Annotated in this window: 18 protein-coding genes and 5 tRNA genes; 22 read left to right on the top strand and 1 reads right to left on the bottom strand. The window is 44.2% G+C overall.

Annotated elements, in window-relative coordinates; genetic code table 11:
* Positions 1–117: 117 nt before the first annotated feature.
* Together GDZ68_RS15465 and GDZ68_RS15470 are read left to right on the top strand one after the other, a co-directional pair.
* Positions 118–597, top strand: coding sequence for a PH domain-containing protein (locus GDZ68_RS15465; RefSeq protein ID WP_153723217.1), 480 nt, complete (start codon positions 118–120; stop codon positions 595–597).
* A complete protein-coding gene (locus GDZ68_RS15470) occupies positions 590–2,098 on the top strand; it encodes a PH domain-containing protein (protein WP_194841198.1) in 1,509 nt (502 codons plus the stop codon). Before GDZ68_RS15465 ends, GDZ68_RS15470 begins: the two co-directional genes overlap by 8 nt.
* 208 nt (positions 2,099–2,306) lie before the next feature.
* On the opposite strand, the gene GDZ68_RS15475 is transcribed toward GDZ68_RS15470, so the two are convergent.
* The gene (locus GDZ68_RS15475) at positions 2,307–2,915 is read right to left on the bottom strand and encodes a rhomboid family intramembrane serine protease (RefSeq protein WP_153723219.1); all 609 of its coding nucleotides are present in this window, start codon (positions 2,913–2,915) and stop codon (positions 2,307–2,309) included.
* 68 nt (positions 2,916–2,983) lie between these two features.
* Here GDZ68_RS15475 and acpS point away from each other — a divergent pair, with 68 nt between their 5' ends.
* From acpS to GDZ68_RS15575, 20 genes are all read left to right on the top strand, one after another.
* On the top strand, positions 2,984–3,352 hold the full coding sequence (acpS, locus tag GDZ68_RS15480) for a holo-ACP synthase (RefSeq protein WP_153723220.1): 369 nt from the start codon (positions 2,984–2,986) through the stop codon (positions 3,350–3,352).
* 81 nt (positions 3,353–3,433) lie between these two features.
* Positions 3,434–4,462, top strand: coding sequence for a LolA family protein (locus GDZ68_RS15485; protein WP_153723221.1), 1,029 nt, complete (start codon positions 3,434–3,436; stop codon positions 4,460–4,462).
* An 81-nt stretch (positions 4,463–4,543) separates the two neighbouring features.
* Entirely contained in the window at positions 4,544–5,659 is a 1,116-nt protein-coding gene (gene alr / locus GDZ68_RS15490; protein WP_153723222.1) for an alanine racemase, read from the top strand.
* A gap of 153 nt (positions 5,660–5,812) precedes the next feature.
* The gene (locus GDZ68_RS18355) at positions 5,813–6,118 is read left to right on the top strand and encodes a transcriptional regulator (protein WP_153723223.1); all 306 of its coding nucleotides are present in this window, start codon (positions 5,813–5,815) and stop codon (positions 6,116–6,118) included.
* A gap of 4 nt (positions 6,119–6,122) precedes the next feature.
* A complete protein-coding gene (locus GDZ68_RS15500; protein ID WP_153723224.1) occupies positions 6,123–6,473 on the top strand; it encodes a type II toxin-antitoxin system PemK/MazF family toxin in 351 nt (116 codons plus the stop codon).
* A gap of 276 nt (positions 6,474–6,749) precedes the next feature.
* Positions 6,750–7,577, top strand: coding sequence for an RsbT co-antagonist protein RsbRA (locus tag GDZ68_RS15505; protein ID WP_153723225.1), 828 nt, complete (start codon positions 6,750–6,752; stop codon positions 7,575–7,577).
* A gap of 1 nt (position 7,578) precedes the next feature.
* On the top strand, positions 7,579–7,941 hold the full coding sequence (locus GDZ68_RS15510; protein ID WP_153723226.1) for an STAS domain-containing protein: 363 nt from the start codon (positions 7,579–7,581) through the stop codon (positions 7,939–7,941).
* A 2-nt stretch (positions 7,942–7,943) separates the two neighbouring features.
* Positions 7,944–8,345: an anti-sigma regulatory factor gene (locus GDZ68_RS15515; RefSeq protein ID WP_153723227.1), complete on the top strand. Its 402-nt coding sequence runs from the start codon at positions 7,944–7,946 to the stop codon at positions 8,343–8,345.
* A gap of 13 nt (positions 8,346–8,358) precedes the next feature.
* Positions 8,359–9,363: a PP2C family protein-serine/threonine phosphatase gene (locus tag GDZ68_RS15520; RefSeq protein ID WP_194841199.1), complete on the top strand. Its 1,005-nt coding sequence runs from the start codon at positions 8,359–8,361 to the stop codon at positions 9,361–9,363.
* Positions 9,364–9,463: 100 nt separating this feature from the next.
* Positions 9,464–9,805, top strand: coding sequence for an STAS domain-containing protein (locus GDZ68_RS15525; protein ID WP_153723234.1), 342 nt, complete (start codon positions 9,464–9,466; stop codon positions 9,803–9,805).
* Entirely contained in the window at positions 9,792–10,265 is a 474-nt protein-coding gene (rsbW, locus tag GDZ68_RS15530; protein ID WP_153723233.1) for an anti-sigma B factor RsbW, read from the top strand. The genes GDZ68_RS15525 and rsbW overlap by 14 nt, the downstream gene beginning before the upstream one ends.
* Positions 10,240–11,025: an RNA polymerase sigma factor SigB gene (gene sigB, locus GDZ68_RS15535; protein WP_153723228.1), complete on the top strand. Its 786-nt coding sequence runs from the start codon at positions 10,240–10,242 to the stop codon at positions 11,023–11,025. Before rsbW ends, sigB begins: the two co-directional genes overlap by 26 nt.
* Positions 11,025–11,621, top strand: a complete 597-nt coding sequence (locus GDZ68_RS15540) for a PP2C family serine/threonine-protein phosphatase (protein WP_153723229.1) — start codon at positions 11,025–11,027, stop codon at positions 11,619–11,621. The genes sigB and GDZ68_RS15540 overlap by 1 nt, the downstream gene beginning before the upstream one ends.
* A 123-nt stretch (positions 11,622–11,744) precedes the next feature.
* Positions 11,745–13,889, top strand: a complete 2,145-nt coding sequence (locus GDZ68_RS15545; protein WP_153723235.1) for a Tex family protein — start codon at positions 11,745–11,747, stop codon at positions 13,887–13,889.
* 6 nt (positions 13,890–13,895) lie between these two features.
* Positions 13,896–14,348: a SprT family protein gene (locus GDZ68_RS15550; protein WP_194841201.1), complete on the top strand. Its 453-nt coding sequence runs from the start codon at positions 13,896–13,898 to the stop codon at positions 14,346–14,348.
* Between the two features lie 347 nt (positions 14,349–14,695).
* Positions 14,696–14,767, top strand: a tRNA-Glu gene (locus tag GDZ68_RS15555).
* Between the two features lie 50 nt (positions 14,768–14,817).
* Positions 14,818–14,892, top strand: a tRNA-Gln gene (locus GDZ68_RS15560).
* A 29-nt stretch (positions 14,893–14,921) separates the two neighbouring features.
* Positions 14,922–14,997: transfer RNA gene (locus GDZ68_RS15565), tRNA-Lys, on the top strand.
* Positions 14,998–15,064: 67 nt separating this feature from the next.
* A tRNA-Leu gene (locus GDZ68_RS15570) sits at positions 15,065–15,151 on the top strand.
* 27 nt (positions 15,152–15,178) lie between these two features.
* Positions 15,179–15,252: transfer RNA gene (locus GDZ68_RS15575), tRNA-Gly, on the top strand.
* Positions 15,253–15,349: the final 97 nt, after the last annotated feature.

The following is a 15,349-nucleotide window of genomic DNA, read 5'->3' on the forward strand; positions in this document are numbered from 1 at the left end:
GGCAGCCCGGATTTTTTTTGCATAAATTATGATATGATCGGGTAGGATGAAACGTTTTTACGGCTGTACCGTATACATAGCATATACATATTAGATTTTTACAAAGGAGCGGATGCAATGAGACAGCAGCCTGCCAATCAAATTTCCAGGAAAGGTCTGACCGTCTGGAGATTATACGGCATGATACAAACTGTAATTGTGCTGGCCGTAGCGGCTGGTTTAGGATTTCTGATTTATTATTTTGAGTGGCCGAAGTGGATCGGTATTATAATCGCGGTCTTTATCATCCTGCAAGCATTTTTCTCTATTTATTTATTTCCGAAAATCAGGTGGGAACGCTGGCGCTATGAAGTGCGGGAAGCGGAGATTGAACTGCAGCACGGACTTTTCATTGTCAACCGTACATTGATTCCGATGGTCCGCGTACAGCATGTGGATACCGCAGAAGGACCAATTTTACGCAAATACGGTCTTGCCTCCATCACCATTTCCACTGCAGCAACCAATCATTCAATTCCTGCTTTGGTGACAGAGGAAGCAGATGAATTGCGCAACCGGATTTCCATGTTTGCAAGGGTGGCGAAAGACGATGTCTGAGCAGCGTTATAAATTGCATTGGGTGACCGCGGTTGTGGAAACTGCAAAGGCATTAAAGGAAATGATTGGACCGTTCATCCTCCTGGTGGTGGTAAACGGTTTCAAAGGCGAAAGCACTGCTCCTTGGTTTTTTAAGTATTGGACGCTGATCATTTTTGGTATTCTTGTGCTCTTTACGCTGGTCTCGGGCGTGATTAAGTGGCGGCGTTTTGATTATTGGTTTGAAGATCAGGAACTGCGGATGATCTCAGGTTTATTTGTCCGGAAAAAACGCTATATTCCGTTTGATCGCATTCAGAGTCTGGATTATACGGAAGGAATCTTTCACCGGATGTTTAATTTGGTGAAAGTGAAAGTGGAAACGGCAGGGTCATCATCCGGCAAGGATGCAGAGGCGGAGCTGACAGCGATTACGAAAGAGGCTGCTAGGCAGATCGAGGAGGAAATTCAGAGAGCGAAACAATTCAGGATTATCGGTCCTTCGCTGAGAAGCAATGAAGACGCAGAGCTGGTGCTTCACAGGGAACCTGAATCTGCTTCTGCAAAGCAAGCAGTTAAGCCTGTAAAAACCGTTTTCTCGATGACGACAGGTGATTTGCTGATGCTGGCAACCACTTCAGGAGGTATCGGCGTTATTTTATCAGGTGCCGCTGTGTTTTTATCACAAATTGAAGAGCTGATTCCATTTGAATGGTTATTTGGAGAATTGGAATCATTCATGCGTTTTGGTGTGCTGGTAATTACTATTATGATTACGATGGGTCTTCTAATAGTTTGGCTGCTTTCTGTAGTGATGACTTTTCTTGCAAATTATGATTTCAAAGTCATGCTGGAAAAAGATGATTTGATTATCACCAGAGGATTACTCGAGAAGAAACGTGTCACGGTGCCTCTTAATCGAATACAAAATATCACGATTGCAGAGAATCCGATTAGGCAGTTATTCGGTTATTCCACCGTCATTGTCAACAGTGCGGGCGGGATGGGCGAGAGTGCCCGTATCAAATTGTTTCCTCTGGCAAAACGAAACCGCGTAATCGAGCCGCTGCAAGAACTGTTTCCTGCTCTTGATTTCAATATGCCTGAAGACAAGCTGAGTGGTCGCGGCAGACGCTTCTATTACCGTTTCAAACTTTTTCTGGTATTGGCCGCAGCAGGAGCCGTATCCTATTATTTCTTCCCATATGGCTTGTTTGCGCTGATTCTGCTCCCTGTTGTTTGGGCATTTGGACGCTGGCAGTACAACACCGCAGCTTACTCCATTTTGCCGAAACAGCTGACGATGCGGTTCCGGACTGTCAGCCGACATACTGTGTTTACGGAAAAGAACCGAATACAGTCCATGGAGATGGACCAAAACTATTTCCATCGCAGACAAAAAGTGGCTACCCTGACAATCAACGTAAAATCCGGCATGACAGCAGACTCTCCGGCAATCCGTCACATGCCCGAAGAAGCAGCAGAACAGTTTTTGGCATGGTATGAGCATCGGGTTGAATAGCTATGAGCACGAGGGAATGTCTTATGATCATGTGCAGGCCCGGTATGATCACAGGCGGAGTTTTAATGATCACTCGGCCGTACATTATGAGCGGCCGGCTGGATTCAATGAGCACCCGCCGATGTTTCATGAGCAACTGACTGTAAAAGTCGCAAGCCGCAAGCTGCAAAAAAGCCAGACAAGAAAACTTGTCTGGCTTTGTGTTCAGCTAGCGCTTCTTTCGCCAGCTGACAATATTCTTTGGATTAAAATAGCTCAATCCGATAATGAAACCAGTGATGAGACCTGCGATGTGCGCGGTTACGTTGATATTCGTACCGACAAACGTCATCACCACACTGATCACAATAATAGGCAGGATCACTTGTTTCAGTTGCGGAAACACGTGCTTCGTATAATAAACCAGAGCGCCGAATGCACCGAACACGCCGAAAATTGCACCGCTTGCGCCCAGATGTCTGTAATCGGGTGACTGCAGGAAATACGTAGCAATATCGCCGAACAGACCGGCCAGCATATAAATCGTGATAAACCGGGCCTTTCCTGCGATTTTCTCAAGCTCAGGTCCAAAAATAAATAAAGAGAACATATTAAACAGTAAATGTGTAAATCCGCCATGCAGGAACATCGGCGTAATCAGGCGCCAATACTCGCCGTTTGCAATCAGGAAATTATCGCCGATTCCCCATAGCAGAATTTGCCCGCCGATTCCCGGAAGCCATGTCAAAATGAAAATTCCGATATTCAGGGCTAGCAAAAATGTGACGACCGGGTAGGCGCGCACATACTGTGAAAAGTTTTCTGTTCGTATAAACATGGTTTCACCTCAATCTTCTCTACTGATTATACCTATATTTGACGCTGATGGGAAAGGAGATGTTCATTTTGATACAAGGAATTGGTCTGGATATTGTAGAACTCGAGCGCGTGGCCAGTCTCAACGCCCGCAATGCGAAGTTTAGAGAAAGAATTTTATCACAAGCGGAACTGGAAATCTATCAACAATTAAAAGGGCATCGCCGGACGGAGTACTTGGCAGGCCGGTTTGCCGCAAAAGAAGCATTTTCTAAAGCGCGCGGCACAGGCATTGGAAAAGACTGCAGTTTTCTCGACATTGAAATCTTGTCGGAACCGAGCGGCCGCCCTGTGCTCTACTTCAAGCAGCATCGGGTCAGCGGCTTCGTCAGCATCACGCATACCCGGACGGCTGCTGCAGCGCAAGTAATTCTAATGCAAACTGATGCAAACTCGTAAACTTTAAAACAAGCTCGCATAATCGCTTCATCCCCTTCATAAGATAAGCTACCCGAATTGATTGGAGAAAGGATGAATTGAATGCGGAAACGATTTCTGTTGGTAATGGTCGCAGCATTTTTGCTAGTACTGGGGGGATGCGGAAAGCCTTCTAAGGAAGACGTTATGAAGAAGCTCAGCAATAAATGGAATGAAACGAAAGGCTATGAACTACAAGCATCAATGGAAATTAAAACAGGTGCAGAACCTCGGGTATATGACGTGGAAGTATGGCACACGAAGCCGGAATTCTACAAGGTCAACGTAACGCAAACAGGAAATGAAGATTCACAAATGATCGTGCGCAATGAAGAAGGTGTCTTTGTAATTACGCCGTCACTCGGCAAAACGTATAAATTCCAAAGTGACTGGCCGGCACAAAACAGCCAGGGATATTTAATCGGTACGTTGGCGGAGGATATCAAAGCGGATAAAGAAGCGGTAATGGAAGAGAAAGACAAAGAATATGTGTTTAAAACGGCAACGCGTAATAATCATAAGAAATTATTACCTTCTCAGAAAATTCATATTGACAAGAAAACATTGCTCCCGACCAAAGTAACAATCCAAGATGAAACCGGCGAGGAAAAAATATCCATTAAATTCGCGAAGATTTCATTGGGTGTAGAGCATAAAGTTGCGGATTATGCTGTAGAGATGGAACAGCCTAAAGCGGAAAATGACCAGGCGGATGCGGACGAAGAGGAAAAGGCAGCAGAAACAGATGACAAAACAGGTTATCAAACGTATTACCCGGCAGTAAATTGGGAAGGCTCTACTTTATCAGACGAACAAGTCATCACGACGGACAGCGGTCAGCGTATTTTGATGACGTTCAGCGGGGAAAAAGAATTTTTGGTTATTCAGGAGCCGGCAGAAAAGCCGATGAACCAGCTGGCTGTGTCGGTAGAAGGGGATCCTGTGGATTTAGGCTTTGCGGTAGCTGCATTAACCGATCAGTCGATTCATTGGGAAATGAATGGTGTATCATTCTTTGTGGCCTCTGAAACGCTGAGTAAGGAAGAATTGATTACTGTCGCAAATTCGATGACTGCCACGGAAGCAAAATAACGAGCAGCTTTAACAATTGACTTGCTTCTGGTTCAGGATAGATAATTAATCAAACAGTCTATCCCGACGAGGTGAATTAGTATGTATGACAACACGGATTACCGGCCGACAAGAGCCATAATCAATATAGAGGCAATACAGCATAACGCACAGCAAGTTACATCCTATCTGCCAAATGAAACCAAACTGATCGCAGTTGTAAAAGCGGATGGTTACGGACATGGTGCAGCAGAAGTTTCATCAGCGGCGCTGGCAGCAGGAGCAGAAATGCTCGCTGTCGCGACGCCTGATGAAGCACTTGCACTCAGGAAACAGGTGCCGCATGCCGATATTCTGGTGCTGGGCCCTTCCCCTGTGTCATTTGTAAATGCAGCAGCTGAGCATAACATTACCATCACAGTGACAAGCAAAGTATGGGCAGAGCAGGCAGGCGCTTTGCGATTATTCGATAAAAAGTGCAAAGTGCATGTGAAGATTGACAGCGGAATGGGCAGGATCGGCGTAAGAACGGAGCAGGAGCTGGCCCGTCTGATTGAACTGATCAATCAGTCCGGGAATTTTTCAATCGACGGAGCGTTCACGCATTTTGCGCGGGCGGATGAAAAAGAAACAGTGCCGACTGATTTACAGTTTAAAAAGTTCATGAAGTTAGTGGATGTTTTTCCAAGGAAGCCGCGTCTCGTTCATGCATCCAATAGTGCGGGGGCGCTGATTTTTCCTGAGTATTCGTTGGACGCTGTCCGTTTTGGCATCAGTCTCTACGGCATCGCGCCCTCTGCATTAGTAGCCGAAAAAATGCCGTTTGCGCTGCAAAGAGCGATGACGCTGGAAACGGAACTTTCCTTTGTGAAAAAGCTTCCGGCAGGCGAGGAGATCAGTTATGGCGGAAAATATATTACGTCAGAAAACGACTGGATCGGTACGTTGCCGATTGGTTATGCGGATGGTTTAAAACGTGCGCTAACAGGGCAAGAAGTATTAGTAGGCGGCAAAAGAGCGCCGATTGTGGGCGCGATCTGCATGGATCAGTGTATGGTGAAGCTGCCGCAAAAATTTCCGGAAGGTGAGAAAGTGACTTTGCTCGGTAAACAGGGAGACCAAGAGATCACCATGGAAGAATGGGCAGAACGGCTGGGCACCATCCCGTATGAGATAGCCGTAACACTCTCAGAACGCATTCCAAGAGTTTACAAATAAAAGACTGAAAATCATGATAATATTCGAAGCAGCTACCGTTAATTTTCGACAAACTACTGAATAAACTTGTATTTCTTGTCAGAAGAGTTCAAACCATGTCTTTTCATATTAGCAGTTCAATGGTAAGATAGATTTGATATAGAAATAATAGGGATGGGTTTGTCGGAGGTGCTCAAGTTGCGTACGAATAAAAACGAAAAAAGAATAATAAGTATAGCCTCATCGAGATTGCAACAGCAAAATGAAGACGCAATCTTTCAACGGGAACAGATGCAGGACGATTTCGTTTATATGACAACAGAGAGACATATGGAGAGTGGTGAGGCTTCTTTGTTGCGGGAAGCTATGATCAGAGGCTATGTGGAAATGTCGCAGATCAACCTCAATATAGCGGCAGAATGTTTATATGCGGAATTTGAAGCACAGCATACCGTGGAACGTTGCGTCACCGGAGGATGAAAAGTTGGCAATTAAACGTGGAGACGTCTTTTTTGCAGATTTGTCACCTGTAGTCGGTTCTGAACAGGGAGGGACGCGGCCGGTTTTGATCATTCAGAATGATATCGGAAACCGGTTCAGTCCTACAGTAATCGTAGCAGCCATTACTGCGCAAATACAAAAAGCAAAATTGCCGACACATGTCGAAATTACAGCGGCACGGCATGGATTCGAGCGGGATTCAGTGATCCTGCTCGAACAAGTCCGCACGATCGACAAGTCCAGGCTCACAGACAAAATTACACACTTAGATGAAGCGTTAATGAAGCAGGTTGACGAAGCGCTGCAAGTAAGCTTCGGACTCATTAAATTTTAGCATACATATTCTTACTACATTTTTTACACACGCAGACAACGGCAGGATGCATGGCTGCTCACAAGAAAACACTATAGCCAAATGGTTATAGTGTTTTTGCATAGATGAATATAGCCCTTTGAAAATGCGCTGCACCGCATAAGACAGACGCTTTGAGGAGGATTTGTATTTTTTACCGCGCAATTCTATTTGTAAAATAACCGCAAAATACATGTAGTTTACACGAATTTTCGTTACAATAGAGAAGACTGAAGATATAGGGAGGAACAAATAGCCATGAATGAGGTTATGAAAAAAGGGATATCCGATAATATAGACACCATCACAGGCCGGTGGGTAGAGCAAATGAAAGATAACTCTACTGAACGCTTTTTAGATTTAATGCCGGCAAGTGTGGTGGATACGACGAGCAGGGAATTCACAAAATTGATGACGTCTAATTTATCTGACCGTGAACAAGTCGATAAAGAACGTTTGGACGAGTTCACGGAGAAAATTATTCATTTTGGCTGGTCTATCAAATTCATTAACCGGGCAATTGATACGTTTTCATCTGTGGTATATGAATTGTTTTACGAGCAGGGAATTTTATCAGATGCTAATTTGCGGCAAGGTGTAGGTATTTTCACCCGCTGGATTAATCCTTTGCGTGAAAGTATTATTGAAGAATACTCAACGAAGTGGGAGCGGACAGACAGCCTGCAGAAAATTGCGTTACAGGAATTGTCGGCTTCTTTGATTCCTGTATTCGACAAAATATCTGTCATGCCGCTGGTCGGAACAATCGATACGGAACGTGCGAAATTAATCATGGAAAACTTGCTTGAAGGTGTTGTCAAGCAGCGGGCGGAAGTTGTTTTGCTCGATATTACAGGCGTTCCTGTAGTAGACACAATGGTTGCACACCATATTATTCAAGCGGCGGATGCAGTTCGTCTGGTTGGCGCTAAATGTATGCTGGTCGGGATCCGTCCTGAAATCGCTCAGACAATTGTGACACTGGGTATTAACTTGACAGACTTTTCAACAACGAGCACATTGCGACGCGGTATGCAAAAGGCTCTGGAAATGACAGGTCGTTCAATAGTGGAGGAGGAAGAGTAGTATGAAGATGCGAATCCCGATTCTGAAATTAAAAGACACATTAATCGTATCCATTCAAGTAGAGCTGGATGATCAGACAGCTCTTCAATTCCAGGAAGATTTATTAGATCAATTGCATAAAACTGCTGCACGCGGAGTTGTAATTGACTTGACGCCGATTGATTTCATTGATTCCTTTATTGCCAAAGTACTTGGCGACGTAATTCATATGACAAGCTTGATGGGTGCGAAAGTAGTTATCACAGGCATTCAGCCGTCTGTAGCGATTACACTGATTGAACTGGGCATCCGACTGGCGAATGTAACAACAGCTTTAGACTTAGAAAACGGGCTAGAGAAATTGACTAGAGAATTGGAGGCCTGACCATGAACCACAGGTCTTCTATAGAGATCAACACGGAATGGGATATTGTTGCAGCGAGACAACTCGGACGTAACGAAGCAAAAAGTACAGGTTTCGGCACGGTGGACCAGGCGAGGATCACTACCGCTATCAGTGAGTTGGCGAGAAACATCTATCTTTATGCCGGAAAAGGCAAAATTGAGATTGAGCCGGTACGGGTAGGGCAGCGCGCGGGATTGATCATTACTGCGTCAGACGAAGGCCCGGGAATTGCGGATCTGCAGAAAGTCATGGAAGATGGCTTTACTACATCCGGGGGACTGGGTGCGGGCATGCCCGGCGTCAAGCGTCTAATGGATGACTTTCGTGTTGAAACAGAAGTAGGAACCGGCACTACCATTACAGCGACGAAATGGTTGCACTAGGAGTTGAGGAACATTGCCGCAGGAGGCTGGGAAACAGTATAAAAAAATGCTGGAGAATTTTCTTCGTTCCCAGGGTGAAGAAGATCTCTACCTGGGCCAGCAGTTCAGCCGCAGTTTCATCGATAAAAATATTGCGCCTGAAGATGTAATCAGCATTCACAAAAATTCGATTGAAGAATTAATAAAAGAGTTACCATCAGATGTAAGTGTCTCCTTTGATTTTCTCATAGAAATGATGATTCATTACGGACTGGCTTTGAAAGAACACCAGAGTCTGATCCGCAAACAGGAAGCGATTCAAATGGAAATGGATCTGGCGGTGAGGATGCAGAATACGCTGCTGCAGACGGCGACTCCTGAGGCAAAGGGGCTGGATATCGGCTGGATATCAAAACCTGCTAAGCAGATGAACGGAGATTACGTTTACTTCCTCAATGAATCTACGAATGAAGTGTGCATGGCAGTGGCAGATATTATAGGAAAAGGTATGTCCGCGGCCATGCATATGTCCATGGTTAAGTTCGGAATGGACAGCCTTCGCTATGAAAAGAGAGATCCTTCAGAAGTCTTGAGTTTTATCAATAAAATGATTGAACAGAGTATTTCAGATTCAATGTTTATCTCCATGTTTTACGGCAAGTATCATGCAGATACTGCAACATTCCGTTATTCGTCGGCAGGGCATGAGCCCGCGCTTTATTATAGTGCCGCAGAAAAAAAGTTCAGTCTGCTTGAAAGCAAGGGCCTGCTGCTTGGAGTGAAACAAGATGCGGTGTACGAAGAACGTGCGGCCCGGCTTGAGGAAAACGATTTTATTGCCATCATGACAGATGGAGTAAGTGAAACGAGAACTGAAGAAGGTTTTATTGAAATGGATGTAATTGAAGATTTGCTGCTGGACGTAAAGACAGAGAATGCACAGACAATGGTCGATTATTTATTTACCGAACTTTCGAAAATGCAAAACTATCAGCTTCGTGATGATTTTACACTAGTCATCTTAAAGAAAACGAAATAAAGGTTTAGGTGTTCGAAAAGCGGGTATTACACAAGAAGTGTGCAGCAAGTTACGTGGGATGCACATGATAAAAAATAGAGAAACCGATCGGGGTGGCGTAATGAATTTACAAGTTGAGCAAGTTGACAAGGACTTAGTCCATAATTTTAAAATCATTGGAGAAATAGATATTTATACTGCACCAAAGCTGAAAGAACATTTGGCGCGATTAGAACAGGCTGAAGGTATGGAAGTCGAGCTGGATTTATCAGAAGTGAATTATATGGACAGCACTGGTCTGGGCGTTTTTGTAGGTTTTTACAAGGAAATTACTGCGCATAACGGAAAATTAGTGATCAAAGGGCTGAATCAACGCCTCTATCGCTTATTTGAAATTACAGGTCTGAGCGATATTATGCAGATAGAACAGGTTGAAGGTGGCGAACATGATGCAAGCATTTGATTACATTGAAGTAAAAGTTCCTGCAAAACCGCAATACGTCGGCGTAGCCCGGTTGGCGATCTCTGGTTTGGCTAGCCGCATCGGATTTACATATGACGAAATCGAGGATTTAAAAATTGCTGCCAGTGAAGCTGTGACAAATGCAGTACAGCATGCCTATAATGACGAGAATACGGGAGAGGTGATTTTAGGATGCGCTCTTTATGAAGATCGACTGGAAATCGTCGTGACTGATCATGGAAGAAGCTTCAACTTTGAGGAAACAAAGAAAAAAGTTGGACCCTACCAAGAATGGAATGAAGATTCCCCTTTAAGAGAAGGTGGATTGGGACTCTACTTAATGGAAACATTAATGGATGAAGTGAAGATTGACCATGGGGAGGGTGTCATCGTCTTCATGACCAAATATTTGGGCAGAGAGCGGGGAGAAGGACATGTCAAACCAACAGTCTTCTCGTGATAAAGAAACGAAAGAACAGGTCATTCAATGGATACATGAATACCAGGAAACGAATGACGATCATGCACAGACTGAGCTGGTCCTTCATTATGAACGATTGGTCCATTCGATTGCCCGGAAATATTCACGCGGTCAATCCCACCATGAAGATATCGTTCAGGCAGGAATGCTTGGCTTATTAGGTGCGATTCGCCGGTACGATCCAGAGCAGGGCAGAAGTTTTGAAGCGTTTGCCGTGCCGACGATTATCGGTGAAATTAAACGTTTTCTGCGTGATAAAACATGGGCTGTTCACGTGCCCAGACGAATCAAAGAACTGGGACCGAAAATAAAAGCGGCAGTTGAAACGTTAACAACGGAATTTCAACGTTCACCGATGGTATATGAAATAGCTGAATATCTCGATACCGACGAAGAATTGGTCCTAGAAGCAATGGAAATGGGCAGAAGCTATCAAGCATTGTCTATTGACCATACTCTCGATGCGGATTCAGAAGGCGGAACGATTACACTGCTGGACATCATAGGTGACACGGACGACGGATATGAAAAAACAGATCAGCGGATGCTTGTATTAAATGCATTGAACGTGCTGAGTGAACGCGAGCGGCAAATTATCCAGTATACATATATTGACCAGATGAGTCAGAAGGAAGCTGGAGAATTGCTGGATATCTCTCAAATGCACGTTTCACGACTGCAGCGAAAAGCGATCAAGAAACTTCAGGAAGTAATATTAACAAGTGGTGGTGCAAAGTAGTGGAAACTTTTGAGAATGAATATGTAGAGGCATATATCTATCAACAGTCGAAAAAAGGGAATAAAGATTCTGGGGATGCATACTACATTCATTCAGAAGAAGATTATTTCATTTGTGCAATTGCAGATGGACTTGGGAGCGGTTCAGATGCAATGGAATCTGCTCAAGTAATCCCGGAAGTCTTAAAAAAGTACCATCATGAATCACCTGACGATTTGTTGCTGCGCTGCAATAAACTAATGTTCCATAAGCGCGGCGCGGCGGTCGGTATTGTAAAAGTTTATTTTGCGCAACAAACTTTGGAATATAGTTGTGTCGGCAATATCCGTATATATATTCTGCAATCAAATGGTCAGATGATTTATCCATTACCAGTCATGGGTTACTTATCGGGACGTCCGCAGTCACTCCGCACTCAGCGTTATCCATACAGCAAGAATGACCGATTCTTTTTGCATTCGGACGGTGTCAGCCTGCGAAGTCCGAAGAAATACCTGCAGGAAAATTCTACACCCTATCAATTGTACAAGAAAATCGAAACTACAATTGACGATAATGATGACGCGACTTTCATCGCGGCCAGCCTGCTTCATTAAGTTGAGGCGGGTTTTTATGTGCGCATTTTGCCGAATTATCCCGACCGTTTTAGCGGGAATATACATTGAACCTATGCTATTATATGGAAAGAAGAAAGGGTGGTTGTATTGTCGATTGATCTTATGGAAGCAACTGCGAGCCGGGCTGGCATTGGCAAACGTCAGACTGCAAGCGTTATCGCACTATTAGAAGAAGGTAACACAGTACCTTTCATTGCACGCTATCGAAAAGAAGCAACGGGTTCGTTAGATGAAGTCCAAATAAAAGACATAGAAGACTCTTATCATTATGTAAAATCACTGGAGCAGCGAAAAGAAGAAGTCCTTCGTTTAATTGAAGAACAGGGCAAGCTCAGCGAACAACTTAAAGCTGATATTGAAAAAGCTTCAGTTTTACAGCGTATTGAGGATCTTTACCGTCCTTATAAGCAAAAACGCAGAACGAAGGCAATGATTGCCATTGAAAACGGTTTGGAATCATTGGCGGATCAAATGATGCTGCAAACCGATAAAGAGATTAAACAGACAGCGCAGAACTATATAAACCCTGAAAAAGAAGTGAACACAGCAGAAGATGCTCTCGATGGCGCCAAGTTTATTCTGGCGGAACGTATTTCAGAAGATGCATCAATCCGTGAAAAAATCCGTAAAGTATCCTGGGCTTCCGGACATCTGACAGCGAGTTTGAAAAAAGGAGCAGAAGATGAGCGCAATGTCTTCGAAAACTATTATGATTACTCAGAGCCTCTGAATAAAATTGTGCCTCACAGAGTGCTGGCGATTAATCGCGGAGAAAAAGAGGATGTGCTGCGTGTCGGCGTGACTTTTCCTGCTGAACGCATCATCGGGGATTTAGAGCGTACATATCTCAAGCGGACAAGCTCTCCATCTGCCCCTTATATAAAAGAAGCGCTCGAGGATTCATTCAAACGATTAATCGCTCCTTCTATTGAAAGAGAAGTTCGTACAGCGCTGACAGAAAAAGCAGAAACACAAGCTATCCATGTATTTTCGGAAAATCTTCGCAGTCTGCTATTGCAGCCTCCGTTAAAAGGCAGAACTGTTCTTGGTTTAGACCCTGCTTTCCGTACAGGATGCAAGCTGGCGGTCGTCGATGAGACAGGGAAGCTCCATGATATCTCTGTAATCTATCCGCATCCGCCGAAGCAGCAGAAAGAAGCATCTAAAAAAATAATTAACGATTTATTAGAGAAATATCCGATTTCCATCATCGCGATCGGCAACGGAACAGCTTCGCGGGAATCTGAGAAATTCATCGTTGACATCATTAAAGAATCTGACAAACCGGTATCATACGTCATTGTCAATGAAGCAGGGGCAAGTGTTTACTCTGCATCACCGCAAGCAAGAGAAGAGTTTCCTAATTTACAAGTAGAACAGCGAAGTGCAGTATCTATCGCCCGCCGTTTGCAAGATCCTCTGTCAGAGCTCGTCAAAATTGATCCGGGTTCCATAGGGGTAGGGCAGTACCAGCATGATGTCGCCAAGAAAAATTTGACGGAATCGCTGTCCTTTGTGGTGGAGACGGCAGTGAACCGAGTGGGCGTCAACGTCAATACGGCATCTTCCTCTCTATTACAATATGTATCCGGACTTTCCAAAACTGTTGCAGAGAATATCGTCAAAGCGAGGGAAGAAGCGGGCAAGTTTGAAAAACGCACAGATCTGAAGAAAATCCCGAGACTTGGTATGAAAACATATGAGCAGGCAATCGGTTTCCTGCGTATACCTGAATCAAAAGAGCCGTTTGATACAACGGGAATTCACCCGGAAAGCTATAAAGTTGCAGAAGAAGTGCTCAAAATAGCAGGTCTGAGTAAAAAACAGCTGGGTACTGATGAAGCAACAGAAGCGTTAGGAAATATTGACCTGACGCAATTGGCAGCACAGTTGGATGTAGGAATAATCACCCTTAAGGACATTATCCATACATTGCAGCGGCCAAACCGTGACCCGCGTGACGATTACCCTCAGCCGCTCTTAAAAGCGGATGTTTTAGATATAAAAGATCTTCATGAAGGAATGGAAATGCAAGGAACTGTCCGGAATGTAGTGGATTTCGGCGCATTTGTAGATATCGGTGTTTCAGAAGACGGACTTGTCCATATTTCTAAATTGAAAAAAGGCTTCGTCAAACATCCGTTAGACGTCGTGGCTTCAGGCGATATCGTCACCGTTTGGATTGATTCAGTAGATCGTCAAAAAGGCCGTATTGCACTTTCCATGGTTCCTTTAAATAAGGGGTAATTGAATATGTTGGATGAACAATTACAGCAGCTGGTCGAGCGCATTTCACTCGATATCTTTCGCAAGCCATTTCTCCATCAGGCTATTTTCAATAAACGGCTGCGCACGACAGGCGGGCGTTATAAACTGGGTAACCATTTTATAGAAATCAATCCACTTGTTCTAGAGATGCATGATGAACAAGAGCTTATAGGAATCATCAAGCATGAACTCTGTCACTACCATCTGCACTTAGAAGGCAGAGGCTACAAACACGGCGATGCAGATTTCAGGCATCTTATGAAAATAACAAATTCACCGCGCCACTGTAAACCACTGGCTGAACCTAAGGCAAGAAGTGCAGCCGTCCATTTGTATCGCTGTACAGCTTGCGGCTGCGAATACCGCAGAAGAAGACGTATGGACTGCAGGAAATACCGCTGCGGAAAATGCGCAGGTAAAATTGTGAAGGCAGAATGAGAAGGATAGAGACAGCATGGAATTATGACTTCCATGCGTGTCTCTTTTTTGTCTGGAAAGAGCCCATAGCATAATCAGCAGATGTATAAAACTATCAGCGATGAAGTACTTTGCAGACTACTCTTATATGTCATACGAGGAATAGGTTCAAATACATTGATAAATGATAGTTGAAAATGTAAGGCTCTTAATCCCATAGAATCAAGGTTTTCAGGTCGTTGGTGAAGTTTTTTTAAAAAGATTGAGAAAAAAGGTTGACGAATAGGATAGGCCTGTCTATAATAGGAAAAGTCGACTGAGACAAGCGAAACAAATCGCATATCGGTTGGCCGGACAATTAAAATTAAGGCCCCTTGGTCAAGCGGTTAAGACACCGCCCTTTCACGGCGGTATCACGGGTTCGAATCCCGTAGGGGTCACTTTAACAAATTGAATGAATGCCTGCAGATCTGTTTCAGATTATCATTGATGGGGTATAGCCAAGCGGTAAGGCAACGGACTTTGACTCCGTCATTCGTTGGTTCGAATCCAGCTACCCCAGCCATTTACATTATATCGTTTTTACTTTAAAACGAGCCGTTAGCTCAGTTGGTAGAGCATCTGACTTTTAATCAGAGGGTCACAGGTTCGAATCCTGTACGGCTCACCACTTTCTTAAAAAAAGTAGTTGACTTATTGAATCAGTCATGTATAATAGAACTTGTCGCTAAAACAGAGCGGTAGTGGCGGAATGGCAGACGCGCTAGGTTGAGGGCCTAGTGGGTGAATAACCCGTGGAGGTTCAAGTCCTCTTTACCGCACCAAACATGCTGTCCAATACAACATTATATGCGGGTGTAGTTTAGTGGTAAAACCTCAGCCTTCCAAGCTGATGATGAGGGTTCGATTCCCTTCACCCGCTCCATACAATTTAAAACAAATGATCCTTGAAAACTGAACAGCAAAACGTTAACGAAATACAGTTTGTGCACTCTAGTGACACAAACAAAATGAGTATCTTA

Origin of the sequence: Sporosarcina cascadiensis, assembly GCF_009650995.1 — a bacterium.
Classification (GTDB): Bacteria; Bacillota; Bacilli; order Bacillales_A; family Planococcaceae; genus Sporosarcina; species Sporosarcina cascadiensis.

Excerpts from the sequence above, each read along its gene's own strand:
- GDZ68_RS15505 (WP_153723225.1), top strand. The coding sequence starts at position 6,750 with ATGAATGAGGTTATGAAAAAAGGGATATCCGATAATATAGACACCATC.
- sigB (WP_153723228.1), top strand. The coding sequence starts at position 10,240 with ATGTCAAACCAACAGTCTTCTCGTGATAAAGAAACGAAAGAACAGGTC.
- GDZ68_RS15545 (WP_153723235.1), top strand. The coding sequence starts at position 11,745 with ATGGAAGCAACTGCGAGCCGGGCTGGCATTGGCAAACGTCAGACTGCA.
- GDZ68_RS18355 (WP_153723223.1), top strand. The coding sequence starts at position 5,813 with ATGGGTTTGTCGGAGGTGCTCAAGTTGCGTACGAATAAAAACGAAAAA.
- GDZ68_RS15550 (WP_194841201.1), top strand. The coding sequence starts at position 13,896 with ATGTTGGATGAACAATTACAGCAGCTGGTCGAGCGCATTTCACTCGAT.
- GDZ68_RS15465 (WP_153723217.1), top strand. The coding sequence starts at position 118 with ATGAGACAGCAGCCTGCCAATCAAATTTCCAGGAAAGGTCTGACCGTC.
- GDZ68_RS15475 (WP_153723219.1), bottom strand. The coding sequence starts at position 2,915 with ATGTTTATACGAACAGAAAACTTTTCACAGTATGTGCGCGCCTACCCG.
- GDZ68_RS15485 (WP_153723221.1), top strand. The coding sequence starts at position 3,434 with ATGCGGAAACGATTTCTGTTGGTAATGGTCGCAGCATTTTTGCTAGTA.
- alr (WP_153723222.1), top strand. The coding sequence starts at position 4,544 with ATGTATGACAACACGGATTACCGGCCGACAAGAGCCATAATCAATATA.
- GDZ68_RS15515 (WP_153723227.1), top strand. The coding sequence starts at position 7,944 with ATGAACCACAGGTCTTCTATAGAGATCAACACGGAATGGGATATTGTT.
- rsbW (WP_153723233.1), top strand. The coding sequence starts at position 9,792 with ATGCAAGCATTTGATTACATTGAAGTAAAAGTTCCTGCAAAACCGCAA.
- GDZ68_RS15525 (WP_153723234.1), top strand. The coding sequence starts at position 9,464 with ATGAATTTACAAGTTGAGCAAGTTGACAAGGACTTAGTCCATAATTTT.
- GDZ68_RS15470 (WP_194841198.1), top strand. The coding sequence starts at position 590 with ATGTCTGAGCAGCGTTATAAATTGCATTGGGTGACCGCGGTTGTGGAA.
- GDZ68_RS15510 (WP_153723226.1), top strand. The coding sequence starts at position 7,579 with ATGAAGATGCGAATCCCGATTCTGAAATTAAAAGACACATTAATCGTA.